Genomic DNA, 22,566 nt, shown 5'->3' with positions numbered 1-22,566 from the left:
GGCTCAATGGGCCGTCATGGCATGGGCCCGTCATTCCCGCGAAGGCGAGAACCCATGGACGTTGTTCCCGCCAAACGAAAACGGCGGCCCGGAGGCCGCCGTTGTGTTTCAACCGCACGCCCGCTGCGCGGGCGCCTGGATCCCGGCTTTCGCCGGGATGACGATTTGGCAAAGCCGTGGCCGCGAAGCGGCCACGGGCCAAATCGTCACTTCACGCCGTGCATCAGCTTCTGCACCAGCGGTGCGATCAGGAACAGCAGCACGCCGGCGCCGACCAGGGCCCAGAAGCCGAAGGTGTAGCCGCTCAGCGCCGATGCCGTGGTCATGCCGCCTTCGCCGCTGACGTGGCCGGCGAAGATGCCCGACAGGTTGTTGCCGATGCCGGTCGAGAGGAACCAGCCGCCCATGCCGAAGCCGACCAGGCGCAGCGGGGCCAGCTTGGTCACCATCGACAGGCCGATCGGCGACAGGCACAGCTCACCCACCGACTGGATCCAGTACACCGCGAACAGCGTCCAGAACGGGATCAGGCCAGCGGCCGTCACCAGCTTCGACAGCGCGAACATCAGCAGCAGGAACGCCAGGCCGTTGAAGATCAGGCCCAGGCCGAACTTGCGCGGGATCGACGGATTGGCGCGGCCCAGCTTGACCCAGCCCCAGGCGATCAGCGGCGCCATGGTGATGATCGCCACCGAGTTGACGCTCTGGAACCAGGCCGTCGGGAACACGCGCTCGCCGCTCAGCGAGTAGACGAGGTTGGCCAGTCCGGGACCGAAGATGTCGCGGTCGACGATCTTGTCGGCGAGGAAGGTGAAGGAACTGCCGGCCTGCTCGAAGAACATCCAGAACAGGATGTTGAAGGTGAAGATGATCAGCATCGCGATGCAGCGGTCGCGCTGGACGGCGCCTTCACGGAAGGCCTCGACCAGCAACATGCCGCACAGCGCCAGGAACATCACCGTCAGCACGCCCTGCAGCGCGCCGGCGCCCATGGCCAGCAGGAAGTACACGACCGGGATCGCGAACAGCGCGCCGATCAGCACGTACAGCACCTTGCGCTTGTCCGCGCCGTCCACCGGCGGACGGCCGATGCCTTCCAGGCCGCGGCGGCCGAACCAGAACCACACCAGGCTGATCAGCATGCCGACGCCGGCGGCCATGAACACGACCTTGTAGGCCGGCATGGTGTCGGTGCCGAAGATCTTGCGCGCCAGGTACTGGGTCAGCAGCGGTGCCAGCATCGCGCCGAGGTTGATGCCCATGTAGAAGATGGTGAAGCCCGAGTCGCGACGTTCGTCACCGACGTTGTAGAGCTTGCCCACCATCGTCGAGATGTTCGGCTTGAACAGGCCGTTGCCGACCACGATCGTTGCCAGGCCGAGCTTGAAGATGGCCTCGTTGGGCAGCGCGATCATGAAAAGGCCGGCGGCCATGATCACCGCGCCGAGCAGGATCGATCGCTGGTAGCCCAGCACCCGGTCGGCTATGTAGCCGCCGAAGATCGCCGCGGCGTAGACCAGCGCCAGGTAGGCGCCATAGACGCGGTTGGCCGGGGCCTCGCCCGCGGCATCGCCACCGTAGAACTGGGCGACGATGTACAGCACCAGTGCCCAGCGGATTCCGTAGAACGCGAAGCGTTCCCAGAACTCCGTCATGAAGAGCATCCAAAGCGGCTTGGGATGGCCCAGGGTCTGCTTGAAGTCTGGAATCGGTGCGGCCTGGCCGGGCGTAGGTATAGCGGTTCCGCTCATGCGGTATCCCCTGGAAATCGATACAAGTACTGAAAGGAAAAAACCCACGCCGGCTGGCACGGGACCGGGGAGATTTACCGGCTGAGGCCGGTCTCGTCAAACCCGCGTGAAGACCGGCCAGAATGTGCTGCGCTGCAGCATTCAAGCTGAATAGCGGTCGCACTTTATGCAGGAAGGGGCTCAGCCTGATGGGGCAATCGATTCCGCCAAATCAGGACAGGGTCGGGGACGGGGGGTTCCGGCCCGGTCGGGCTTCTGCTGCGCTGGGGCTCCCGCGTCAGTCGCCGCCCAGGGCCTGGGCCAGCAAGCGCGGGAAGTCCGGATGCGCGGCGGCCAGGCGCTGCTGCGCCAGTTCCAGGGTGCTCCAGGACAGCGCCGCATGCTCCTGCCGGTTTTGTGGCGAGCCGGTCCAGGCCTCGACGACGTACAGGCGTAACCGCCACGGCTCCGGCACCTCGCCGGCGATGGCATCGAGGTAGCGCATGCGCGTGGGGGCAATGCCCAGCTCCTCGTCGAGCTCGCGTCGCAGCGCCTCATCGGCACTCTCGCCCGGCTCGATATGGCCACCGAACACGTCCCAGGCGCCGGCCAGCCAGTCGCAATCGTCGCTGCGCAGGCCCAGCAGCACCTCGCCATCCTTCACGATGAACGCGCCGACGCAGTCGTGCACGCGCGCCGCCACGTGTTTACCCCGGCGTTGCGCCATAGCTGCCGCCGGCACCGATCACCGTGCGCACGTCGAACAGCTCGGGGAAGAAGGTCAGCTCCAGCGCCTGCTTGAGGAAACCCACGCCGCTGGATCCGCCGGTGCCGCGCTTGAAACCGATGATGCGCATGACCGTGCGCATGTGGCGGAAGCGCCACAGCTGGAACTGGCTCTCCAGGTCGACCAGGTCCTCGCATAGGTGGTAGGCCTGCCAATGCGCGTCGGTGTCTTCGTAGATGCGCTCGAACACCGGCAGCAGGTCCGGGTCGGCGACGTGCGCATGCGACCAGTCGCGTTCGATGTGCCGCTCCGGCACCGCGTGACCGTGGCGGGCCAGGTAGCGCAGGGCCTCGTCGTACAGGCTCGGCGACTCGAGCACTTCGCGCAGGCTCGCCTCGGCCTTGGCGTCATGGGCGAACACCTTGAGCATCGCCGCGTTCTTGTTGCCGAGCAGGAACTCGATGGTGCGGTACTGCAGCGACTGGAAGCCCGACGACGGTCCGAGGATCTCGCGGAACTCCATGTACTCCGACGGCGTCAGCGTCTCCAGCACCGACCACATCTCGGTCAGCTGGCGCAGGATGTTCTTGCAGCGCGCGAAGATCTTCTGGCACTCGCCCAGCCGATCCTCGCGCAGGTGCGCGATCGCCGACTTGAGCTCGTGGATCATCAGCTTCATCCACAGCTCCGAAACCTGGTGCTGGACGATGAACAGCAACTCGTCGTGGTGCGGCGGATTGGACAGGCGCTGCTGCGCCGACAGCAGGGTGTCCAGCTGCAGGTATCCCGAATAGGTCATCCGCCCGGACAGGTCGGTGTGGATGCTCGATTCCAGTTCGCGCTCGTTCTTCTCGACCGTCATTGCAGGCTCGTTGTGGCCGGCAAAGACGCCGGCTGGGGGGCCAAAAGGGTACCGCATCGGCACCCACACCCTGCTCGACCGTCGCCGCCATACCCTGCCGTCCGGCCGTTCCGGGCCGCGGCGCTTACCTGTTTTTCCGCAAAACTTCATGCCGCAGCGCGCAACGGCCCTTAACACTGCGTTGGTTATGATCGTTCGCAAAGCGCGTCGGCCAGGCCTGTGTTCGGGGCTACCAGACGCCGCGGAGCCAGGCCCGGTGCACCTTCCGGGCCCAGCCAACCGATGCGGTGATGCGCCGGCACTGGATCCGGAACGCGACCGATTCGGACTCCCAGCCACACATCATCAGGACTTCCGCGATGACGGTCGCCGCGACCTTCGAAATCGAATACCTGCAATACCTCGGCCCGGACGGCAAGCCGGTGGCGGAGCTTCCTGCCGCACTCCGTGACGCCAGGGCACTGCTGCCGCTGTTCAAGGAAATGCTGTTCGTGCGCACCTTCGACAGCAAGGCGATCGCCTTGCAGCGCACCGGCAAGCTCGGCACGTATGCCAGTTGCCTCGGCCACGAAGCCACGCACATCGGCATCGGCGCTTCGATGCAGCCCGACGACGTGTTCGCGCCGAGCTACCGCGAGTACGGCGCGCAGTTCATGCGCGGCGTGCTGCCGCGCGAGGTGCTGCTGTACTGGGGCGGCGACGAACGCGGCAACGACTTCTCCGGCCCGAAGCACGACTACGCCTGGTGCGTGCCGATCTCCACGCAGTGCCTGCATGCCGCCGGCGCCGCGCTGGCGTTCAAGCTGCGCAAGCAGAAGCAGCTGGCCGTGGCCTGCTGCGGTGACGGCGGTTCGTCCAAGACCGACTTCTATGCCGCACTCAATTCCGCCGGCGCCTACAAGCTGCCGCTGGTGCTGTGCGTGATCAACAACGGCTGGGCGATCTCGGTGCCGCGCTCGGCGCAGACCGGCGCCAAGACGCTGGCGCAGAAGGGCCTGGCCGGCGGCCTGCACTGCCTGCAGGTCGACGGCAACGACCTGATCGCCGTGCTCGAGGGCATGCGCCGCGCCAGCGAGCGCGCCCGCAGCGGTGAAGGCGGCAGCGTGATCGAGTTCATGACCTATCGCCTGCACGACCACACCACCGCCGACGATGCCCGTCGCTATCGCGAGGACGACGAAGTCAAGGCGGCCTGGACACGCGAGCCGATCACGCGCCTGCGCACGTACCTGACCGAACAGGGCGTGTGGAGCGAGGCCGAGGAGAAGGCCTGGGCCGAGGAATGCGGCAAGCGCGTCGACGTCGAGATCAACGCCTACCTGGAAACGCCGGTGCAGCCGGTCGAGGCGATGTTCGATTACCTCTATGCCGACATGCCGCCGGACGTCGCCGCCCAGCGCGCCTACGTGCTGGCGCAGGAGGGTCGCTGATGAGCGTCGAGGATCCCATCAAGACCGCAGCAACCAAGGGTGCGACTGCCATGGCCACCGCTCCGGCAACGCCGACCGCGATCACCCTGATCGAGGCGATCACCCAGGCCCTCGCCTACGAGATGCGCGCCGACGACACCGTGCTGGTGCTGGGCGAGGATGTCGGCGTCAACGGCGGCGTGTTCCGCGCCACTGCCGGCCTGCAGCAGCAGTTCGGCCCCGAGCGCGTGCTCGACACGCCGCTCGACGAAACCACCATCGCCGGCCTCACCGTCGGCCTGGCCGCGCAGGGCATGAAGCCGGTCGCCGAGTCGCAGTTCGACGGCTTCGTCTACCCGATGGTCGACCACATCATCTGCCATGCCGCGCGCTTCCGTTACCGCACCCGCGGCCGCCTGACCTGCCCGATGGTGCTGCGCGTGCCGTGGGGCGGTGGCATCCGCGCCCCTGAGCACCACAGCGAAGCCAACGAATCGATCTTCACCAACGTGCCGGGCCTGCGCGTGGTCATGCCGTCGTCGCCGGCGCGTGCCTACGGCCTGCTGCTGGCCGCGATCCGCGAACCGGATCCGGTGATCTTCATGGAGCCCAAGCGCATCTACCGCCAGTACAAGGAAGTGGTGCCCGACGACGGCGAAGCCTTGCCGCTGGACGTGTGCTACGTGCTGCGCGACGGCACCGACGTGACCCTGGTGACCTGGGGCGCGCAGGTGAAGGAAACGCTCGAGGCCGCCGAGAAGCTCGCCACGCAAGGCATCAGTGCCGAAGTCATCGACGTGGCGACGCTGCGTCCGCTCGACTTCGCCACGATCGCCGAATCGGTCAGCCGCACCGGCCGCTGCGTGATCGTGCATGAAGCGCCCAAGACCGCCGGTTTCGGCGCCGAGATCGCCGCGCGCCTGGCCGAGGAGTCGATGTTCGACCTGGTCGCACCGGTCGAGCGCGTCACCGGCTACGACACGCACATCCCGCTGTTCCGCCTGGAGATGAAGTACCTGCCCAGCGTGGAACGCATCGTCACCGCGGCCAAGCGCACCCTGGCAGCGAGCTGAGGACACAGCCAGGCATGCGCCACGCCCGCGTCGTAGTCGCCCACCGCGCACCGGATCGTCCGGCGATCCGGATCGCACGCGGCGAGGACGTGACGCTGGGCGAGCGCGACCGCGACTGGCCGCAGTTCGTCTGGACGACGATTACCGAAGGCCACGGCGGTTGGGTCCCGGCTGCCCTGTTCGACAGTGAGCAGGGCGTGGCCAAGGCGCTGTCGGACTACGACACGCGCGAGCTCGATGCCCGCGCTGACGAGATCGTCACCCTGCACTACGAACTGGCGCAGTGGTGGTGGGCGGAGAATGCGCTGGGCATGCAGGGCTGGATCCCGGCGCGTGCGCTGGAAATCCTCGACGACGACGAAGGCGAGGACGCATGAACGACGCGTCGGCGCCGGAACAAGCAAAGTCGCAGGCCATCAACCTGGCGGCCAAGCTGGCGCAGTTCGGACAGCACTGGTCGCCGCGCGTGGTCGCGCAGATGAACGATGTGCAGTTCAAGCTGGTGAAGATGCAGGGCGAGTTCGTCTGGCATTCGCACGAGGACACCGACGAGGTGTTTATTGTCGTCAAGGGGCGGATGGAAATCGGCTTCCGCGATCGCGACGTGGTGCTGGGCGAAGGCGAGATGTGCGTCATTCCGCGCGGCGTCGAGCACATCACCCGTGCCAGCGAGGAATGCCACGCGTTGATCATCGAGCCGGCCGGCGTGGTCAATACCGGCGATGCCGGCGGCGAGCTGACCGCGCGCAATGATGTGTGGATCTGAGAATTTGACACCCAAGCGACGCAACCCTAGGGACGACACCGTATGAGCAACAAGACCTTCTTCCTCCCCGACCTCGGCGAGGGCCTGCCCGACGCAACCATCGTCGAGTGGTTCGTGAAGGAAGGCGACACCATCCGCCTGGACGACAACCTGGTGTCGATGGAAACCGCCAAGGCCGTGGTCGAGGTGCCTTCGCCGGTGTCCGGCAAGGTGGTCAGGCTCGCTGGTGCACCGGGCGACGTGATCATCACCGGCAAGATGCTGGCCGAGTTCGAGATCGATCCGTCGATGCCGCAGCGCGCCGAAGGCCAGGACACCGGCCATCACCACGGCGCCGGCAGCCACTCTCCCGAGAACGGCGACAAGGTGATCGCCTCCGACGACGGCGGCACGATCAGCGCCGGCGACCAGGCCGCCGCGCCGCAAGCCGAGACCAAGCGCGACGACGCCGGCACGGTGGTCGGCGCGATGCAGAGCTCCGATGCGGTGCGCAGCGAGCAGGCTGTCGCCGTCGGCGGCGTCAAGGCGATGCCGGCCGTGCGCGCACTGGCACGCAAGCTCGGCGTCGACCTGACGCGCGTGCGCGCGACCGGCGCCGACAGCGTGGTGACGATGGACGACGTCAAGCGCGCAGCCGCCGATGGTTCGGCCAAGGCTGGCGCTGCTCCCGTGGCAACAGCCCCTGCGGCGGCGTCCGCAGCCCCGGCGCCGGCCCGTGCCAGCGCACCCGAAGCGTCCGCCGCCCGCAGCACGCTCTCGCAGGCCGGCAAGCCGGTCCGCACGCAACCGCCGGGCGTCAGCGCCAGCGGCCAGCCGGAGCAACTCAAGGGCGTGCGCCGCAACATGGCGCGGGTGATGGCCGATGCCCACGCCAAGGTCGTCCCGACGACGCTGTGCGATGACGCCGACCTGCACGCCTGGGTCGGCAAGCAGGACATCACCGCGCGCCTGGTGCGCGCGATCGTCGCCGCATGCAAGGCCGTGCCGGCGCTCAATGCCTGGTTCGACGGCGACAACCTCAGCCGGACGCTGCATCCGCAGGTCGACATCGGCATCGCGGTCGACACCGACGACGGCCTGTTCGTGCCGGCGCTGCGCAATGCCGACATGCTCGACGGCGCCGGCGTGCGAACCGCGATCCAGCGCCTGCGCGCGCAGGTCGAAGACCGGTCGATCCCGGCCAGCGAGCTCAGCGGCTACACGATCTCGTTGTCCAACTTCGGCATGTTCGCCGGCCGCTATGCGACGCCGGTGGTGGTGCCGCCGTGCGTGGCGATCATCGGCGCGGGCAAGCTCAGCCACGACGTAGTCGCGGTGATCGGTGGCATCGAGGTGCACCGCCGCATGCCGATCTCGCTGACCTTCGACCACCGCGCCTGCACGGGCGGCGAAGCGGCGCGCTTCCTGAAGGCCCTGCTGGACGACATGGCCCTGCCGGGCTGATTCCAAAGGAGCGGTCCGTGGCCCATCGCAGTCGACTTGCCGGTTTCATCATCGATTGCCAGACCGACGACCTCGCCCCCGCGGCGAGGTTCTGGAGCCAGGCGCTCGGCGCCAGCATCGCCGATCCCGATGCCGGCGATGTTCCCGGCACCTATGCCCAGTTCGGCGACACCCGCGACGGGCTGCACATCGAGGTGCAGAAGGTCGACCATCCATCGCGCGTGCACCTGGACATCGAGTCCGACGACATCGACGCCGAAGCCGCCCGGCTGGAGAAGCTCGGCGCGAAGAAGATCGCCTACGTCAAACGCTGGTGGGTCATGGAAGCGCCGACGGGTCAGCGCTTTTGCGTGGTGAAGATGCATCACCCGGAACTGGGCACACCGCCGACCACGTGGGACTGAAGCGATCTTGTAGGAGCGAGCTTGCTCGCGAAGGGATCACCCACGCGTTTCGCGAGCAAGCTCGCTCCTACACGGGATCAGCTGCCGTGCAGCGGCGTGTCGTCGGCAACCACGCAATTGCGGCCGCGCGCCTTGGCGCGGTAGAGCGCCTGGTCGGCGCGGTCGAACACCTGTTCGGACCAGTCGCGCGTCGGCTCGCCGGCGGCCAGGCCAATCGACACCGTCAGGTCGAACGGCAGCGCCGACTGCGACAGGCGCTGGCGGACACGTTCGGCGACCTGCGTGGCAACCGACAATCGCGTATCCGGGAGCAGCACCAGGAATTCCTCGCCGCCGTAGCGCACGGCGACGTCATCGGTGCGGATCGAAGCCGCCACGGCATCGGCGACTGCACGTAGTGCACGATCGCCCAGCAGGTGGCCGTGACGGTCGTTGACGTCCTTGAAGTGGTCCACGTCCAGCAGCATCAAGGTGTAAGGCGCCCGCTGCAGTTGCAGCATCGCCTCCGGGTTGTCGCGCAGCTGCACGAGCGCTGCGCGATTGAGCAGGCCGGTCAACGCGTCGTGGGTGGCGCTGTGCAGGAGCTGGTCATTGCGCCGCTGCAGATCGGCCCGTGCATCCTCGAGCCGCTGCGCGAAGGCCTCGCGCTCCGACAACAGCCGGCGCTGCTCCATCGCATAGCGGCGCAGCTCGAGCAGGTGCTGGGTCTGTCGCGCGAGCACTTCCAGGCCCTCGCGCTGCGCGCTGGTCAAGGTACGCGGGCGCGTGTCGAGCACGCACACGGTGCCGATAGCGTGACCGTCGGGACTCAGCAGCGGCGTGCCCGCATAGAAGCGCAACGGCTCCTTGCCGATGCGGATATCCGGTCGCGGAAAGAACGAAGGCTGGGTGGAGAGATCCTCGATCACCAGCGTCTGCCCGGGCGACGTGATCGCGCGATCGCAGATCGCCTGGTCACGCGGTGTCTGCCGGGTATCTAAGCCGATCTGCGCCTTGAACCACTGCCGCTCGTGATCGATCAGCGAGATCGCCGCAGCGGGCACGTCGCACAGCGTTACCGCCAGGCGCACGATGTCGTCGTAGGCCTGTTCCGGCACCGTATCCACCACTGCATACGCGTCCAACGCCGCCTGGCGTGGCGCTTCGTCTGGCAGTGGTGGAGGGAGGGGTCGGACGGCGGACATCTGGGGGTGCTGAAAGGCGGCTCAGGCTACTCTCCCGCGCTCTGCGGACCTGTGACGCAGGCCACAGCTGCGTCGATCCGACACCTTGCCTAATCCATTCAGCCAGATCCCATTAATTCTGAATGGGGATCAGGCGGCCTCGCGGTCCAGCCACACTTCCAGGCCCTGCGCGTTGAGTTCGATGTCCATGGCCAGCAACCCGGCCACTTCGGCGTCGTCGAGCGGTGCGCCGTGGGCGCGTGCCCGCGTGAGGAACAGTTGCGTCAGCGATTCCACCAAGCGTGCGTGGCGATCGTCCTTGCCATGGGCAGCGCGCGCGAGCGCGACAATCGCGTCGATCTGCACGATCAGGTCTTCGCCCAGGCGTGCGACATCGCCGACACGTGCGTAGTGCGTGAGGTGCATCGCGACGGGAGCGCGCGCCAGCAGCTTGCGGATGGATGCCTTCAACGGTTCTGGTTCGAACTGCACCGGCGTGGTGGTCGGAATCACGAACGGCGCACCGTCGGCATTGTCGAACTCGCGATACGACAACCCGAACGTGTCGCCGGTGAACCAGCTGCGACTGCGCTCATCCCACACGCACAGGTGGTGGCGCGCATGGCCGGGTGTGTCGATGCACAGCAGCGGGCGACCGGCCAGCTCGATCACGTCGCCATCGGCCAGCACGCGCACGCGCTCTGCGGCGACCGGAACGATGTCGCCGTAACTGCGCGCCATTTCCTCTTCGCCGTAGACCGCGGTCGCACCGGCCACCAGCCGCGCCGGATCGATCATGTGCGGCGCGCCGCGCGGATGCACGGCGAGCATGGCGTTGGGCAACTCGCGCATCAGCGCGCCGGCACCGCCGGCATGGTCCAAGTGCACGTGGGTCAGGATCAGCCAGTCGACCTGCGCCGGAGACAGCCCCTGCCCTGCCAGCGCCGCCAGCATCGCCGGCACCGAATGCTGCGTGCCGCAATCGATGAAGGCGCCGCGACCGTTCTCCACCATCAGGTAGGCGGCGTCGAACGAGGGCCGATGGAAGCCGGTGTCGATGGCGACGATGCCGTGGGCCGGTTTCATGCGTGCTCAGCCCCTGCGCCGCAGCCACAGCCTTCGTACGACGAACGCCACGGTCAGCACCGCCAGGAACACGCCGTACCCCAGCGCCGTGGCGAGTATCTGCTGCCACATCCGCCCGAACGCCGGGTCGGCATGGTCGTGCGACCAGTAGATGCTGAGCAGGAACGCGGTGCCCGCCAGCATCAGCGCCAGCGTGTCGTAAAGCTTGCGCGCCGCATTGCGCGGTTGCCGCGGGAACAGCCAGAACAGCGCGCCGAGGATCGCGAACCACGGCAGGAACAGGATCAGCGCCAGGTTGAGCTCGATCTCCGGGCTCATGCGTCCTCGGCCACCAGTTGCGCCAGCGCTTCGACCACTTCGGCCAGCTCGACGCCTTCGTGCAGGTGCCCCACCAGCTCATCGCCCAGGTGCACGGCCGCGTTGCCCGCGCCGTGCAGGGCGGCGCCGCCCTGCTGCTTCAGGCGTCCGATCAGCTGGCCGGCGGTGCGCGCCGACTCGTGGCCCACGCTCTGCAACAGCAGGCGGTCGCCATCGACGAACTTGAAGTAGAAGCGGCCATCGTTGTCGCGGTACTGCTTGAACAACGGCAGCGATGCCTTCGAAGCCTTCTTCACGGTGCCGGTGCTGGCGCGGGACAGGTCGCGCAGGCCGACGGCTTCGCGCAGGCGTGCCAGCGTCGGCTGTGCGTAGCGCGTGCGCAGTCGGCTGGCGCCGTCGCGCAGAACAGCTTCGATGTCGGCCGGGCGCGCGATCAGTTCCTCATAGCGGGCACGCAGCGGCGCGACCTCGCTGTCGATGCGCTCGAACAGAGCCTGCTTGGCCTCGCCCCAGGCGATGCCATCGGCGAAGGCCTGGCGCATGGCCGCGGTCTCCTGCTCCGAGGCGAAGGCCTGGTAGAGCTGGAACACGTTGGAGTTGTCGGCGTCCTTGGCTTCGCCCGGCGCGCGCGAGTCGGTGACGATGGAATAGATCAGCTTCTTCAGCGCCTCGCGCGGCACGAACAACGGGATCGTGTTGTCGTAGCTCTTGCTCATCTTGCGGCCGTCCAGGCCGGGCAGCGTCGCCACGTTCTCGTCGATCACGGCTTCGGGGAGATCGAAGAACTCTTCGCCATAGACGTGGTTGAAACGCTGGCCGAAGTCGCGCGCCATCTCGATGTGCTGGATCTGGTCGCGGCCGACCGGCACCTTGTTGGCGTTGAACAGCAGGATGTCGGCCGCCATCAGCACCGGGTACATGAACAATCCGGCGTTGATGCCGGCGTCGTCGTCTTCGCCGACTTCGCGGTTCTTGTCGACCGAGGCCTTGTAGGCGTGGGCGCGGTTGAGGATGCCCTTGCCGGCGACGCAGGTCAGGAACCAGGTCAGCTCCTGCGTTTCCGGCACGTCGCTCTGGCGGTAGAACCAGACCTTGTCCGGCTCCAGCCCGCAGGCCAGCCAGGTGGCGGCGATCTCCAGCGTCGAGCGCTGCACGCGCGCCGGGTCCTGCACCTTGATCAGGGCGTGGTAGTCGGCCAGGAAGTAGAAGCTCTCCACGCCGGCGGTGCGGCTGGCCGCCACGGCGGGGCGGATCGCGCCGACGTAGTTGCCCAGGTGCGGGGTGCCGGAGGTGGTGATGCCGGTGAGGACGCGGGTGGGGCTCATCGAACGCTGACGCCGGGGAAAACGGCCCAACAGTGTACCCAACCCCGCCGCCACGACTGATCCGTTCTCCCGGGCGTCCCATCCGGAGAATCGACCATGCGCACCCTGCCCTGCCTGCTTGCCAATCTTGCCGCTGCTGCGGCCCTCGCCTTCGCCGCGCCACTGCCGGCCAGGGAACTGGCCCGGTACCAGCCGGGCGGTCCGGTCGACCTGGCCGTGGTCGACCGCGACAGCGGCCAATGGCTGTCGCCGACGGTCCATCGCGGCCAGCGCTGGATTGCCGGAACCCCGGGGCACCGCTACTCGGTGCGCCTGGCCAACACCAGCGGCCGGCGAGTGCTGGTAGTGCTGTCGGTCGACGGCGTCAACGCGGTCAGCGGGCAGACCACCCACCCGTCGCAGACCGGTTACGTGCTCGCGCCCTGGCAGACGATGGAGGTCGACGGCTGGCGCAAGTCGCTCGACCAGGTCGCCCAGTTCGTCTTCACCGACTTGCCCGACAGCTATGCCGCGCGCACGGGGCGGCCCGACAACGTCGGCGTGATCGGCGTGGCAGTCTTCGAGGAAGCGGGTATGGCGCTGGAGGACAGGCGTCGCGGCGAGGTTCTCGACCGGGTCGAGCATGGCGACGCCGCGAAGAACGCGGCACCTGCGGCACGTGAATCGGACGCGGCAGCGCAATCGATCGGGACCGGCCACGGCCAACGCGAGTGGTCGCCGGCGAGCCACACGCAATTCGTCCGCGCGACGCGCGCGCCGACGCAGGTCAGCGAGTTGCGTTACGACGACTACGACACGCTGGTTGCGCGTGGCGTGCTGCGTCCGTATCCGCGCTACCTGCCCGGTTCGCGTCCGCGTGCGTTCCCCGAAGGCTTCGTCGCCGATCCTCCGTATTGATCAATGATTGCAGCGGGGATTACAGCGGGCGGGCAATGAAAGAACCGGCCTCGCGGCCGGTTCGGATTGATGGAGCCATTGCATCGCGCGCGTCGGTTGCGGCCTTCAGCCGCACCGCCCGACGCGCGCACCGCGTGCGTGGATCGACGGACTGCTAGTTCAGCGTCTTCTCGAAGTCACGCACTTCCTGCTGGGCGCGGTCGCGCTCCCAGCCATACCGTTCCTGCAGTTTGCCGGCGAGATATTCGGCGTTGCCTTCGGCCACGGCGAAATCGTCGTCGGTCAGGTCGCCCCAACGGGCCTGCGCCTGGCCTTTGAGCTGCGTCCACTTGCCAGCAATGATGTCTTTGTTCATCACTCATCCTCGGTTTCGGGTGATGCGACGCATCTGTCAGATGCCGCACGCACAGCATCGCAGCACGTGCATTCGAACGAAGTCGCGATTGCGTTAGTCGAGGATTGATGTCGGTGAATACGATATTCAGCATGCGTGCTTTCGCCGCGCGTTGTTGCAAGCAGTGCATGACGCAAAAGGGAAAGGCCGGATTGCTCCGGCCTTTCCCTTCACAGCTTCGCGCGATCGTCAGTAGATCAGCACTTGCCGTCCTTGCAATCCGTGGCGGCTTCTTCGACCTTCTCACCGGCTCCCTTCACGTCCTTACCGGCGCCCGCCACGGTGTTGCAGGCGGTCAAGGTACCCATCGAGAACAGGGCGAGCAGCATCAGTGCCATCAAACGCTTCATGGAAATCTCCTCAGCTAATGGGAAGCAAGGCGCACGCAAACCGGCTGCATGCGGCGGGACCATCTGACGTGAGGGGATGTGAAGCCGAGGTGGATTTGGGCGAAAAATCCGGCTTCCGATTCAGGCGGCAGCCATGGGCCCGGATAGCCCGAAGGCCGGACTGGCCGGCCTTCGGGGGGCGAACGGTGGTCTGTTCCGCGCTTAGTTGCTGGCCTTGTCCTCAACCTTCTGGCCGAGCTTTTTGACGTCTTTGCCGAGTCCTTCCATGGTGTTGCAGGCGCTGAGCAGGGCCAGCGACAGGGTGGCGAGCAGGAGCATTGCGGCAAAGCGTTTCATCGGGTCCCCGGGGACGTTGGCAGTGGTGGCATAAGGATGGCACGGCGCCGCGCGCGCCGCATCACGCGCCCGGCGGACCAGGTCGCGGCGATGTCAGCCAGAATTCAGGTGGCCGCGCCGGCGCGGACTCGCCGGCTCAGTCGCGCATCAGCGTCGACTTGCCGAACAGGCTCTCGACCAGGTCCACCGCCAGGCGGGCGGTGCGGTTGCGCTTGTCGATGATCGGGTTGAGCTCGACGATGTCGAGCGAGGCCATGCGGCCGCTGTCGGCGATCATCTCCATCACCAGCTGCGCCTCGCGGTAGTTCGGGCCGCCCGGCACGGTAGTGCCCACGCCCGGTGCGATGCTCGGGTCGAGGAAGTCGACGTCGAAGCTGACGTGCAGATGGGTGTTCTCGTCGACGCCTTCCAGCGCTTCCTCCATCACCCGCTTCATGCCGATCTCGTCGATATAGCGCATGTCGTACACGTCCAGCCCGTACTGCTGGACCAGGCGCTTCTCGCCTTCGTCGACCGAGCGGATGCCGATCTGGCGGATCTCGTCCGGACGCAGCGCCGGCGACGAACCGCCCAATTGCGTCAGCGCATCCGGGCCGAGCCCACAAAGGCACGCCACCGGCATGCCATGGACGTTGCCCGAAGGCGTGACCTGGCTGGTGTTGAAGTCGGCATGCGCATCGAGCCAGAGCACGCGCAACTGCTTGCCGGTCTGGCGGCAGTGTTGCGCCACCGCAGTGATCGAACCCAGGCCGAGGCAATGATCGCCGCCGAGCAGGATCGGCAGGCGGCCGTCGGCGAGCTCGGCAGCCACCGCGTCCATCACCGCGCGATTCCAGGCGACGACTTCGGCCAGGTGGCGATAACCCTCGACCGGTTTCTGCCACGGATTGCGCGGACCATCGAGATTGCCGCGATCGATCACATCCACACCACGCTTGACCAGCGCCTCGCCGATGCCGGCAATACGCAGGGCCTCCGGCCCCAGCCGCGCACCGCGGTGCCCTGCACCCACGTCGGTCGGTGCACCAATCAGCGAAACCCCGGGGTAGTTGCGACTCATGCTGTGACGTTCCTGTCTGGTGCCGCTGCCGGCGCAGGGGCCGGTACGAGCGGTTGATTGGGTGGGTTGCCAGCCGGACTCACGCCAGACGCTGGAACCTGGTCCAGCCGAGTTTAGACCGTTGTGATTGCGGTATCCCGCACGACCGCACTGGCGCGTGGCTTTCTTCATATTGACGCCCGCCTGCCGCCGCCAGAACATCCAGGTGCATGCCCCGCTCCGGGGCCGCGGGGGTCAGGGCACGTGGGAACGATTTCGAGTCTGATGGATCGCCTCGCCCGGAAGGCCGCGCCCAACGCACACCCCATCGTGGTCACGGCGTTCGGTTTCGCCATGGGCGAGGACTTCGTCGCCTGGCAGGCGGTCGCCGAGATCTGGGGCCACGACGTGCGGTCCGACCACGGCGACGTGTGCCTGGAATTTTCATGCCACGGCAAATCCGTCTGGGTCGCCCAGCGTCAGGAGGGCTTCGTCGGCCTTGAGCGGGTGATGGTCGCCGTCTTTCCGTCGACTGACGGCTGGCGCCAGTCGGTGATGAATTCCACCCTCGAAGGCTGCAGGACGCTGTTGTTCCGTCGCGCCTGAAGAGTCACGCCGACGTTACGAAAAAGCCCCGCATGGCGGGGCTTTCGATGGTGCCGGCAGTCAGAATCGAACTGACGACCTACCGCTTACAAGGCGGTTGCTCTACCAACTGAGCTATGCCGGCAAGGCTCGCATTCTAGCCTGCCGCGACGGCTGGCGCGCTTGCGATTTCATTCATTGCAGGCGGGCGCAGTCGAGCGGGCGCGGTGCGATCTGCACGGCGGCCTGCGCGCGGGCGGTGTCGAACGACGGGCCCGGAACCAGATCCAGCCAATAACTCGCGCGGCCATCGCCCAACGGTTCGGCACGCGCGGGGAAACCTGCCGCCACAAGCGACTGGGCGCGGCGATTGGCCGAGTCCTCGTTGCGGTAGCGGCCGAGTGCGATCGAGTTGGCTTCGGCACCGTCGCGAACGATGAAGTAGTCGTTGAAACCGGCTGCGGCAATGCGCTGCGCGGTCGCCTGCGCATCGGCCAGGCTGGCCGCTGCAGGCAGCAGCACGCGATAGCCCCGCGACGTCCCGGCGCGCGTCTCGCGCGGGACCACCCTGGTCGCAACCGCCATCAGCACTTCGTGGGCGTTCTTCGCCGCGGCAGCGTCGGCGAACGGGCCGAAGCTGTAGCACTGCGCGGGCATGGCGGCGGCCACCTTCGGCGCGGCGGATTCCTTGGGCGGCACTGCGGCGGGCGCCGGGACCACGGGTGTCGCAACCGGCGGTTTCGCGGCAGTCGATGGCGTCGCGGCAGCAGGCCTGGATGCAGGCTGCACTTCACTGGCCAGTTGCAGGCGCGCCACGCCCAGCGGTTGCTCGATAGCAACCGGTGGCGACGGCGGCGCGCGCAGCGTCCACCACGCGGCGACACCAAGATTGAGCACGATCAGCAGGACGACCAGGGCGCGTATCAGCATGAGATGGATTCTAGTCCGCTCCAGCCACGCTTTCGGCGCCGGCCCACTGCGCCAGGCCTTCGAGCACGAGGGTTGCGACCTGTGTCGCGTTCGGCAGGTGGGCGGCCAGCGCTTCGGCGCCGCCGCCGTGGAGGATCAGTTGAGGGGTGCGACCCAAGCGCTGCCGCGCCGCATCGAAGCTGCGCTCGATCAGCGCGATCGCGGCGCCGTCGCAGCCGGAAGCCAGCGCATCCTCGGTATCGCTGGCGAAGTCGATGTAGTCGCCGCCGTTTTCCGGCAGCTGCGGCGCGCGCTCGTGCAGCGCTTCGCGCATCAGCGTCGGCGAGGGCGCGATGCGTCCGCCGAGATGGCGGCCGTCGGCGTCGATGAGGTCGATCGTGAGCGCGGTGCCGACACCGCAAACGAGCGCGGCGTCGCTGATGCGCGCATGTGCGGCCAGCAGTGCCAAAAACCGGTCGACGCCGAGCTTGCGCGGGTCGGCGTAGGCAATCCGCACCGCGCCCAGTCGTACCTGCGTGCGGGCGAGTGAGATGCGCTGGCAGCGCGCGGTCAATGCATCGAGCACCGCCACGCGCAGCGCCGGATTGGCAACGCTGGCGAGGTAGGCGACGTCGATTCGCCCGGGCAGCAGTTGCGCCAATGCCGCGGCGACGTCGTCCTCGCGGTGCGGCAAGGCGACGGCGTCACCGACGCTGCCATCGGCCTGCAGCGGCGCGCACTTCAGCCGCGTATTGCCCAGATCAAACAACCACGCCGTCATGCCCCGCCCCCTTGCCCTGCGCCACGGCGCACGCTGACTTCACCGGCATGGAAATGCCGTTCCTCGCCATTGTCCATGCGCACCCGCAGCGCGCCATCATCGGCCAGCCCCAGCGCAGTGCCGTGTACCGTCGCCGTGGCGCCGTGCACGCTCACGCCCTGCCCGTCCAATGCGTCGAGCGCGGCGTAGCGTGCGCTGAACGCGGCCAACCCGACCGCATCGAATTCTTCAAGCGCCGGCAGCAATCGCGCCAGCACGGCGGCGGCCAGGGCATTGCGATCCGGCGGAGTGATCGCGAGCGAGGTCAGGTCGCACCAGGGTTGATCGATCTGGGCGGCCGCGGCTGCCGGCATGCGTACGTTGATGCCCAAGCCGATTACCGCGCGAACCGGCCCCGCGTGCTCGCCACCGCCCTCGACCAGGATGCCGCCGAGCTTGCGCAGGCTGCCGTCGGGGTCGCCCACCACCAGGTCGTTGGGCCATTTCAGGCGCACGCCTGCAAAGCCCGCGTCCTGCATGGCTTCGGCCGCGGCGATGCCGGCGACCAGGCTGAGACCGCCGAGACGGGCCAGGCCACCGCCAAACTGGCGCGCGAGCGACAGGTACAGGTGCGCGGCCAGCGGCGACGCCCATTCACGGCCACGACGCCCACGCCCACCGCTCTGGCGTTCGGCCAGCAGCACCAGGGCGCCGCGCTCCGGCGTGGGCCGGCGCAGCAGTTCGGAGTTGGTCGAGTCGATCGTCCAGGCCGTCTCCAGCCCCGCCAGGGCCGAAGCGGCTGCGGCAGGCAGCCGTGAGCGGATCGCGGCCGCATCGAGCAGGTCGATCGGTTGCGCCAGCCGGTAACCGCGTCCGGCCTGGGCCTCGATCGCGACCCCGGCCTCGCGCAGCGCCTCGATCCGCTTCCAGACCGCTGCCCGGGTCTGGCCGCTGGCTTGGGCCAGGGCATCGCCCGAGGCCGGCCCGGCCATCAGCCGCAGCAACAGGGCGCGGTCATCCATCAGCCACGCCCCGGGTGGGCGCGGCGGCGGCGGTCGGGTGGCGACAACAGGAGGGGCAACCGCGGGCGCGGTTGCGGGCGAAGGGCACGCGTCATGGCGCGAATTATGCGCGAGGGTGCCAGCCCGGCGTCAGGCGCTCGCCGACTGAACCGACGCCATCGGGCCGTGGCCGGCGCCGGCAAATCGGGCCGTATCCGCAGGATGCCGGTGTCGAAGGGGCCTGGCCTGGGCAGCCGCATGGGGGGGAAGCAGGCCGCTCCCGCCCCTTCGACACTGGTGGTAGCGGTCGCAACCGGGACCGAATCGGCAGGACGACGCCCCGGCGCGCCGAGCGGTTGCAACCATCCGCCCCGGCGCTGCATCGATAGGAGAAGATAGCCATGCAGCATCACCCGGGGTGTGCCCCGGTGAAGGACCAGAAGCTGCATCCGTTTTCGCGGTACAGACAGGGAGAGTTGCTGCAATGCACCATGGCATCGGCCGCCCAACGGCCAGGAAGACCCACCGTTTTCGCGCTATATTCCAGCATTGCCTGAAGCCGTTGGCTTCAAGCCCGTCCGAGGAATCCGTCATGTTCCGGATCTGCCTGTGCCTGCTGATCGTGGTCGCCAGCTCGACCTCGGCTGCGCGCGAGATCAAGCTCAGCTCCGCCAACAGCGGCAGCTGCCCGGAATCGATCGCGCTCGAGCGCGAAGCTGCACGTCCCGAAGCTCGCGCCGCCGCTGCACCTGCGCGCACGACCAAGGCAAAGCCGGCCCTGCACAGCGACGCCGCCGGCAGCAGCAATGCCCGCATCCAGTCGCCGCGCTGGCACAGCTTCCTGCCGGGCATGTTCCGCTGATCGCGAGCATCCGCTCCACCCGCGCGCCCGACCTTGCTGAGCCTGTTCCGCCGCCTCTGGCGCGCACCTGACACAGTCCCCGACGCGCTCTGGCTGCAAACGCGCGCACGCGTTCCGTGGCTGACCAACCTGGCTCCCGAACGCGAAGCGCGCCTGCGTGAACTCACCGCGCGCTTCCTCCACGAGAAGACCATCAGCCCGATCGGCGAGCTGGTGCTGGACGAGGTCCAGTGCTGCATGCTCGCCGCGCTGTGCTGCCTGCCGCTGATCGAGTTCGGCGCCGAAGGCCTGCGCGGCTGGTCGCAACTGATCGTCTATCCCGATGCCTTCCGCGTGAATCGCAGCCACATGGATGCCGCCGGCGTGCTGCACGAGTGGCAGGACGATCTGATCGGCGAAGCCTGGGAGGCCGGCCCGGTGATCCTGTCGTGGGCCGATGTCGCTGCCGATTGCGCAGACCCGCGCGCGGGGTTCTGCGTTGCGGCGCACGAGATCGCGCACAAGATCGACGTGCTCGACGGCCTGCTCGATGGCACGCCGCCATTGCCGCGCCCCTGGCAGCGCGAATGGGCGCGCGATTTCCAGGCCGCATACGACGCCTTCGCCGCGCGCGTGGATGCCGGGGAGGAAACGGCCATCGATGGCTATGCGGCCGAAGCGCCGGAAGAGTTCTTCGCCGTCGCCACCGAGTACCACTTCAGCGATCCGCGACTGCTCGAAGCGGAGATGCCGGCAGTGGCCGCGCACATGCGCAGGTTCTACGGTCCCTCGCCGTTCGCGTAAACGCTTTGCAGGAGCGAGCTTGCTCGCGACCAGGCCGTGACCGCGGATCGCGAGCAAGCTCGCTCCTACAGACCCGGCGGCAGCACCACTTCGAAGCGGGCGCCACCCAGTTCCTGCGAGCGGCTGACGTCGAGCGTGCCGCGATAGCTGCGCACCACGTCCTGTACGGTCGCCAGGCCAATGCCGTGGCCTTGCACCCGTTCGTCGCCGCGCACGCCACGCTGCAGCACCAGGTCGATCTTGTCCTCCGGCACGCCCGGGCCGTCGTCGTCGACGGCGAGAAGCAGGCCTGGACGGCGGTTGAGCGCGATCTCGCCGCGCTTGGCGGTGAGCAGCACGCGCGTATGCGCCCACTTGAAGGCGTTCTCGATCAGGTTGCCGAGCACTTCCTGCAGGTCGCCCGGTTCGCCGTAGAACTTCACGCCTTCCTCGATATCGAACTCGCACAGCACGCCCTTGGCGGCGTAGATCTTTTCCAGGCTGCGCACGATCTGGTCGGCATACGGTTCTATTTCCAGCGGCGCGGCGAACAGCATGTGGCCCGATCGCGCCGCGCGCGCCAGCTGGTACGACACCAGGTCGCTCATGCGTCGCACCTGGATGTCGACTTCCTCGCGCAGTTCCTCGGCGGAGATGTCCTCTCCTGCGCGTGCGCGCAACACCGCCAGCGGTGTCTTCAGGCTGTGCGCGAGGTCGGCCAGCGTGTTGCGCTGGCGGTCGAGGTTTTCGCGCTCGCTCTCGATGAAGGCATTGATGCTTTCGGTCAGCGGTTCGAGCTCGCGCGGGTGGCGCCCGCTCATGCGCGATGCGACACCGCGCTGCACCTTCTTGAGTTCGTCGATCACGCGCCGCAGCGGACGCAGGCTCCAGCGCAGCACCACGGCCTGCAGCAGCATCAGGATGAAACCCGCGCCGCCGAGGTATCTCCATAGCGCCTGGCGGAACACGCTGACCTGGCGACTAAGAGCGGTGGTGTCTTCGAGGATGTAGATCGTGTACGGGAACTCCGACTTGGCATCACCGCCGGCGCTCCAGATCAGGCCGCGACCATAGCGGTAGGCCTCGCCGGGCTGGCCGTTGATCTCGGTGATCGGCAGGGGCCCTTCGAAGTCTTCCTGGTTGGCCTCCAGCATCTGCCCGGCAGGCAGGGACGGGCCCTGCGCCGAGGCCGAGTCCCAGTGCCCGTTGGGCAGGATCACCTCGGCGTACAGGCCGCTGCCGGGCCGGTCCAGGCGCGGGTCGACCGTTTCGTAGGGCGGGATGAACTCGCCGTTGCGGGCGAACTCGCCGCCGGCGACGTAGGCCAGCGCGAGGCTGCGCAGGCGCTGGCGCATGTTGCTTTCGGCCGTTTCCAGGAAGGCGCGGTCGAGTGCGTAACCGGCCAGCGCCAGGAAGGCGATCAGGCCCAGGCTGGCGCCCAGCAGCTGCCGGGCCTGCAACGAACGCGGCTGGCCCCAGCTCATGGTGGCGGGCTCATGGCTGCGGGCCCATCGTCGGTGCGGGCGGGGAGATGGCGATGGCAATCGTCGGCATGCGCCGCAAGCGTACTAACGCTACCGCGCCTTGGCGATCACTCGCCGCGGCGCGGCGCGCCCCTGTCATCAGACGCCTGTCAGCGGTTGCGTGTGCGGGGCCGATCAGTCCCCGCTGCGCGCGATGGCGAAGCGGTAGCCGCGGCCGCGCACGGTCTCGATCGGCTTGAGCGCGCCGTCGGGATCGAGCTTCTTGCGCAGGCGACCGATGAAGACCTCCAGCACGTTGGAGTCGCGGTCGAAGTCCTGCTGGTAGATGTGCTCGGTGAGGTCGGCCTTCGAGACCAGCTCGCCGGCGTGCATCATCAGGTACTCGAGCACCTTGTATTCGTAGCTGGTGAGGTCGACGTTGCTGCCGGCGACGCTGACGGTCTGCGCGGCAAGGTCGAGCACGACCGGGCCGCACTCCAGGGTCGGCTTGCTCCAGCCGGCGGCGCGACGCACGAGGGCGTTGAGGCGCGCCAGCAGTTCCTCGATATGGAAGGGCTTGACCAGGTAGTCGTCGGCGCCCTGCTTGAGGCCTTCGACCTTGTCCTGCCAGCTCGAACGCGCCGTCAGGATCAGCACCGGGAATTTCTTGCCCTCGTCGCGCAGCGCCTTGATCAGCTCCATGCCGGACATCTTGGGCAGGCCCAGATCGATGATGCCCAGGTCGAACGGCACTTCGCGACCCATGTAAAGGCCTTCCTCGCCATCCTGGGCGGCATCGACCGCGAAGCCTTCCCGCTTCAGGCGGGCTGCCAGGGTCTCGCGCAGCGGAGCTTCGTCTTCGACCAGCAGAATTCGCATGTGGACTCCAATGTCTGTCGTGT

General features: G+C 67.8%; 26 protein-coding genes and 1 tRNA gene. 10 read left to right on the top strand and 17 right to left on the bottom strand.

The features are described 5' to 3' along the window. Positions 1–206: 206 nt before the first annotated feature. The 3 genes from AC3A3Q_RS17835 to AC3A3Q_RS17825 all read right to left on the bottom strand — a co-directional run bounded on the left by AC3A3Q_RS17835 (position 207) and on the right by AC3A3Q_RS17825 (position 3,319). Positions 207–1,751, bottom strand: coding sequence for a peptide MFS transporter (locus AC3A3Q_RS17835; protein ID WP_200606972.1), 1,545 nt, complete (start codon positions 1,749–1,751; stop codon positions 207–209). 277 nt (positions 1,752–2,028) lie between these two features. Further along, positions 2,029–2,421 (bottom strand): NUDIX domain-containing protein, encoded by a 393-nt coding sequence (locus AC3A3Q_RS17830; protein WP_487587500.1) that lies wholly within the window; start codon positions 2,419–2,421, stop codon positions 2,029–2,031. A gap of 16 nt (positions 2,422–2,437) precedes the next feature. Further along, positions 2,438–3,319, bottom strand: a complete 882-nt coding sequence (locus AC3A3Q_RS17825) for a tryptophan 2,3-dioxygenase (RefSeq protein WP_487587499.1) — start codon at positions 3,317–3,319, stop codon at positions 2,438–2,440. A 359-nt stretch (positions 3,320–3,678) separates the two neighbouring features. Here AC3A3Q_RS17825 and pdhA point away from each other — a divergent pair, with 359 nt between their 5' ends. Genes pdhA through AC3A3Q_RS17795 form a run of 6 tightly spaced genes read left to right on the top strand, consistent with a single transcriptional unit; the run spans position 3,679 to position 8,414 of the window. Further along, positions 3,679–4,749 (top strand): pyruvate dehydrogenase (acetyl-transferring) E1 component subunit alpha, encoded by a 1,071-nt coding sequence (gene pdhA / locus AC3A3Q_RS17820; protein ID WP_487587498.1) that lies wholly within the window; start codon positions 3,679–3,681, stop codon positions 4,747–4,749. 50 nt (positions 4,750–4,799) lie between these two features. Then, positions 4,800–5,801, top strand: coding sequence for an alpha-ketoacid dehydrogenase subunit beta (locus tag AC3A3Q_RS17815; protein ID WP_487587518.1), 1,002 nt, complete (start codon positions 4,800–4,802; stop codon positions 5,799–5,801). Between the two features lie 14 nt (positions 5,802–5,815). Continuing rightward, positions 5,816–6,178, top strand: a complete 363-nt coding sequence (locus AC3A3Q_RS17810) for an SH3 domain-containing protein (RefSeq protein WP_487587497.1) — start codon at positions 5,816–5,818, stop codon at positions 6,176–6,178. Beyond that, positions 6,175–6,567, top strand: a complete 393-nt coding sequence (locus AC3A3Q_RS17805) for a cupin domain-containing protein (RefSeq protein ID WP_487587496.1) — start codon at positions 6,175–6,177, stop codon at positions 6,565–6,567. Before AC3A3Q_RS17810 ends, AC3A3Q_RS17805 begins: the two co-directional genes overlap by 4 nt. Before the next feature lie 42 nt (positions 6,568–6,609). Further along, a complete protein-coding gene (locus AC3A3Q_RS17800) occupies positions 6,610–8,010 on the top strand; it encodes a dihydrolipoamide acetyltransferase family protein (RefSeq protein ID WP_487587495.1) in 1,401 nt (466 codons plus the stop codon). Positions 8,011–8,027: 17 nt separating this feature from the next. Then, a complete protein-coding gene (locus AC3A3Q_RS17795) occupies positions 8,028–8,414 on the top strand; it encodes a VOC family protein (protein WP_487587494.1) in 387 nt (128 codons plus the stop codon). A 77-nt stretch (positions 8,415–8,491) separates the two neighbouring features. Here the strand turns inward: AC3A3Q_RS17795 and AC3A3Q_RS17790 are convergent, their stop codons facing one another. The 4 genes from AC3A3Q_RS17790 to AC3A3Q_RS17775 form a co-directional block, all read right to left on the bottom strand. Further along, on the bottom strand, positions 8,492–9,598 hold the full coding sequence (locus tag AC3A3Q_RS17790; RefSeq protein WP_487587493.1) for a sensor domain-containing diguanylate cyclase: 1,107 nt from the start codon (positions 9,596–9,598) through the stop codon (positions 8,492–8,494). A 129-nt stretch (positions 9,599–9,727) separates the two neighbouring features. Beyond that, positions 9,728–10,663, bottom strand: coding sequence for an MBL fold metallo-hydrolase (locus AC3A3Q_RS17785; RefSeq protein WP_487587492.1), 936 nt, complete (start codon positions 10,661–10,663; stop codon positions 9,728–9,730). A gap of 6 nt (positions 10,664–10,669) precedes the next feature. Continuing rightward, a complete protein-coding gene (locus AC3A3Q_RS17780; protein WP_487587491.1) occupies positions 10,670–10,981 on the bottom strand; it encodes a hypothetical protein in 312 nt (103 codons plus the stop codon). Continuing rightward, complete coding sequence (locus tag AC3A3Q_RS17775) at positions 10,978–12,306, bottom strand: tryptophan--tRNA ligase (RefSeq protein ID WP_487587490.1); 1,329 nt, start codon at positions 12,304–12,306, stop codon at positions 10,978–10,980. The genes AC3A3Q_RS17780 and AC3A3Q_RS17775 overlap by 4 nt, the downstream gene beginning before the upstream one ends. Positions 12,307–12,402: 96 nt before the next feature. Here AC3A3Q_RS17775 and AC3A3Q_RS17770 point away from each other — a divergent pair, with 96 nt between their 5' ends. Continuing rightward, positions 12,403–13,203, top strand: coding sequence for a hypothetical protein (locus AC3A3Q_RS17770; RefSeq protein ID WP_487587489.1), 801 nt, complete (start codon positions 12,403–12,405; stop codon positions 13,201–13,203). Positions 13,204–13,357: 154 nt separating this feature from the next. On the opposite strand, the gene AC3A3Q_RS17765 is transcribed toward AC3A3Q_RS17770, so the two are convergent. The 4 genes from AC3A3Q_RS17765 to rocF form a co-directional block, all read right to left on the bottom strand. Then, positions 13,358–13,558, bottom strand: a complete 201-nt coding sequence (locus AC3A3Q_RS17765; RefSeq protein ID WP_487587488.1) for a CsbD family protein — start codon at positions 13,556–13,558, stop codon at positions 13,358–13,360. Positions 13,559–13,794: 236 nt separating this feature from the next. Then, positions 13,795–13,947 carry an entericidin A/B family lipoprotein gene (locus tag AC3A3Q_RS17760; RefSeq protein ID WP_200606995.1) on the bottom strand — a complete coding sequence of 51 codons (153 nt, stop codon included), beginning with the start codon at positions 13,945–13,947 and terminating at the stop codon, positions 13,795–13,797. A 201-nt stretch (positions 13,948–14,148) separates the two neighbouring features. Then, on the bottom strand, positions 14,149–14,283 hold the full coding sequence (locus AC3A3Q_RS17755; RefSeq protein WP_487587487.1) for an entericidin A/B family lipoprotein: 135 nt from the start codon (positions 14,281–14,283) through the stop codon (positions 14,149–14,151). A gap of 136 nt (positions 14,284–14,419) precedes the next feature. Next, positions 14,420–15,343, bottom strand: a complete 924-nt coding sequence (gene rocF, locus AC3A3Q_RS17750; protein WP_487587486.1) for an arginase — start codon at positions 15,341–15,343, stop codon at positions 14,420–14,422. Between the two features lie 264 nt (positions 15,344–15,607). Here rocF and AC3A3Q_RS17745 point away from each other — a divergent pair, with 264 nt between their 5' ends. Further along, positions 15,608–15,928 (top strand): hypothetical protein, encoded by a 321-nt coding sequence (locus AC3A3Q_RS17745; RefSeq protein ID WP_487587485.1) that lies wholly within the window; start codon positions 15,608–15,610, stop codon positions 15,926–15,928. 48 nt (positions 15,929–15,976) lie between these two features. Here AC3A3Q_RS17745 and AC3A3Q_RS17740 read toward each other — a convergent pair. The 4 genes from AC3A3Q_RS17740 to birA all read right to left on the bottom strand — a co-directional run bounded on the left by AC3A3Q_RS17740 (position 15,977) and on the right by birA (position 18,598). Beyond that, positions 15,977–16,052: transfer RNA gene (locus AC3A3Q_RS17740), tRNA-Thr, on the bottom strand. A gap of 50 nt (positions 16,053–16,102) precedes the next feature. Then, the gene (locus tag AC3A3Q_RS17735) at positions 16,103–16,837 is read right to left on the bottom strand and encodes an SPOR domain-containing protein (RefSeq protein WP_487587484.1); all 735 of its coding nucleotides are present in this window, start codon (positions 16,835–16,837) and stop codon (positions 16,103–16,105) included. A gap of 10 nt (positions 16,838–16,847) precedes the next feature. Next, on the bottom strand, positions 16,848–17,597 hold the full coding sequence (locus tag AC3A3Q_RS17730; RefSeq protein ID WP_487587483.1) for a type III pantothenate kinase: 750 nt from the start codon (positions 17,595–17,597) through the stop codon (positions 16,848–16,850). Further along, positions 17,594–18,598, bottom strand: coding sequence for a bifunctional biotin--[acetyl-CoA-carboxylase] ligase/biotin operon repressor BirA (gene birA, locus AC3A3Q_RS17725; RefSeq protein WP_487587482.1), 1,005 nt, complete (start codon positions 18,596–18,598; stop codon positions 17,594–17,596). The genes AC3A3Q_RS17730 and birA overlap by 4 nt, the downstream gene beginning before the upstream one ends. A gap of 571 nt (positions 18,599–19,169) precedes the next feature. On the opposite strand from birA, the gene AC3A3Q_RS17720 reads away from it, so the two are divergent. Beyond that, positions 19,170–19,439 carry a hypothetical protein gene (locus tag AC3A3Q_RS17720; protein ID WP_487587481.1) on the top strand — a complete coding sequence of 90 codons (270 nt, stop codon included), beginning with the start codon at positions 19,170–19,172 and terminating at the stop codon, positions 19,437–19,439. A 33-nt stretch (positions 19,440–19,472) separates the two neighbouring features. Next, on the top strand, positions 19,473–20,222 hold the full coding sequence (locus AC3A3Q_RS17715; RefSeq protein ID WP_487587480.1) for a M90 family metallopeptidase: 750 nt from the start codon (positions 19,473–19,475) through the stop codon (positions 20,220–20,222). Positions 20,223–20,287: 65 nt separating this feature from the next. Here the strand turns inward: AC3A3Q_RS17715 and AC3A3Q_RS17710 are convergent, their stop codons facing one another. After that, a complete protein-coding gene (locus AC3A3Q_RS17710; protein WP_487587479.1) occupies positions 20,288–21,685 on the bottom strand; it encodes an ATP-binding protein in 1,398 nt (465 codons plus the stop codon). 174 nt (positions 21,686–21,859) lie between these two features. Continuing rightward, entirely contained in the window at positions 21,860–22,543 is a 684-nt protein-coding gene (locus tag AC3A3Q_RS17705) for a response regulator transcription factor (RefSeq protein ID WP_158733946.1), read from the bottom strand. Between the last annotated feature and the right edge of the window lie 23 nt (positions 22,544–22,566).

The sequence above is a fragment of the Lysobacter sp. Soil_C_59 genome (assembly GCF_057656415.1).
This window is presented reverse-complemented; position numbering and strand designations above follow the sequence as displayed.

Excerpts from the sequence above, each read along its gene's own strand:
- pdhA (WP_487587498.1), top strand. The coding sequence starts at position 3,679 with ATGACGGTCGCCGCGACCTTCGAAATCGAATACCTGCAATACCTCGGC.
- AC3A3Q_RS17745 (WP_487587485.1), top strand. The coding sequence starts at position 15,608 with ATGGATCGCCTCGCCCGGAAGGCCGCGCCCAACGCACACCCCATCGTG.
- AC3A3Q_RS17810 (WP_487587497.1), top strand. The coding sequence starts at position 5,816 with ATGCGCCACGCCCGCGTCGTAGTCGCCCACCGCGCACCGGATCGTCCG.
- AC3A3Q_RS17735 (WP_487587484.1), bottom strand. The coding sequence starts at position 16,837 with ATGCTGATACGCGCCCTGGTCGTCCTGCTGATCGTGCTCAATCTTGGT.
- AC3A3Q_RS17790 (WP_487587493.1), bottom strand. The coding sequence starts at position 9,598 with ATGTCCGCCGTCCGACCCCTCCCTCCACCACTGCCAGACGAAGCGCCA.
- AC3A3Q_RS17705 (WP_158733946.1), bottom strand. The coding sequence starts at position 22,543 with ATGCGAATTCTGCTGGTCGAAGACGAAGCTCCGCTGCGCGAGACCCTG.
- AC3A3Q_RS17805 (WP_487587496.1), top strand. The coding sequence starts at position 6,175 with ATGAACGACGCGTCGGCGCCGGAACAAGCAAAGTCGCAGGCCATCAAC.
- AC3A3Q_RS17800 (WP_487587495.1), top strand. The coding sequence starts at position 6,610 with ATGAGCAACAAGACCTTCTTCCTCCCCGACCTCGGCGAGGGCCTGCCC.
- AC3A3Q_RS17775 (WP_487587490.1), bottom strand. The coding sequence starts at position 12,306 with ATGAGCCCCACCCGCGTCCTCACCGGCATCACCACCTCCGGCACCCCG.
- AC3A3Q_RS17730 (WP_487587483.1), bottom strand. The coding sequence starts at position 17,597 with ATGACGGCGTGGTTGTTTGATCTGGGCAATACGCGGCTGAAGTGCGCG.
- AC3A3Q_RS17770 (WP_487587489.1), top strand. The coding sequence starts at position 12,403 with ATGCGCACCCTGCCCTGCCTGCTTGCCAATCTTGCCGCTGCTGCGGCC.
- AC3A3Q_RS17755 (WP_487587487.1), bottom strand. The coding sequence starts at position 14,283 with ATGAAACGCTTTGCCGCAATGCTCCTGCTCGCCACCCTGTCGCTGGCC.
- AC3A3Q_RS17835 (WP_200606972.1), bottom strand. The coding sequence starts at position 1,751 with ATGAGCGGAACCGCTATACCTACGCCCGGCCAGGCCGCACCGATTCCA.
- AC3A3Q_RS17785 (WP_487587492.1), bottom strand. The coding sequence starts at position 10,663 with ATGAAACCGGCCCACGGCATCGTCGCCATCGACACCGGCTTCCATCGG.
- AC3A3Q_RS17825 (WP_487587499.1), bottom strand. The coding sequence starts at position 3,319 with ATGACGGTCGAGAAGAACGAGCGCGAACTGGAATCGAGCATCCACACC.
- rocF (WP_487587486.1), bottom strand. The coding sequence starts at position 15,343 with ATGAGTCGCAACTACCCCGGGGTTTCGCTGATTGGTGCACCGACCGAC.
- AC3A3Q_RS17780 (WP_487587491.1), bottom strand. The coding sequence starts at position 10,981 with ATGAGCCCGGAGATCGAGCTCAACCTGGCGCTGATCCTGTTCCTGCCG.
- AC3A3Q_RS17815 (WP_487587518.1), top strand. The coding sequence starts at position 4,800 with ATGGCCACCGCTCCGGCAACGCCGACCGCGATCACCCTGATCGAGGCG.
- AC3A3Q_RS17720 (WP_487587481.1), top strand. The coding sequence starts at position 19,170 with ATGTTCCGGATCTGCCTGTGCCTGCTGATCGTGGTCGCCAGCTCGACC.
- birA (WP_487587482.1), bottom strand. The coding sequence starts at position 18,598 with ATGGATGACCGCGCCCTGTTGCTGCGGCTGATGGCCGGGCCGGCCTCG.
- AC3A3Q_RS17760 (WP_200606995.1), bottom strand. The coding sequence starts at position 13,947 with ATGAAGCGTTTGATGGCACTGATGCTGCTCGCCCTGTTCTCGATGGGT.
- AC3A3Q_RS17765 (WP_487587488.1), bottom strand. The coding sequence starts at position 13,558 with ATGAACAAAGACATCATTGCTGGCAAGTGGACGCAGCTCAAAGGCCAG.
- AC3A3Q_RS17710 (WP_487587479.1), bottom strand. The coding sequence starts at position 21,685 with ATGAGCTGGGGCCAGCCGCGTTCGTTGCAGGCCCGGCAGCTGCTGGGC.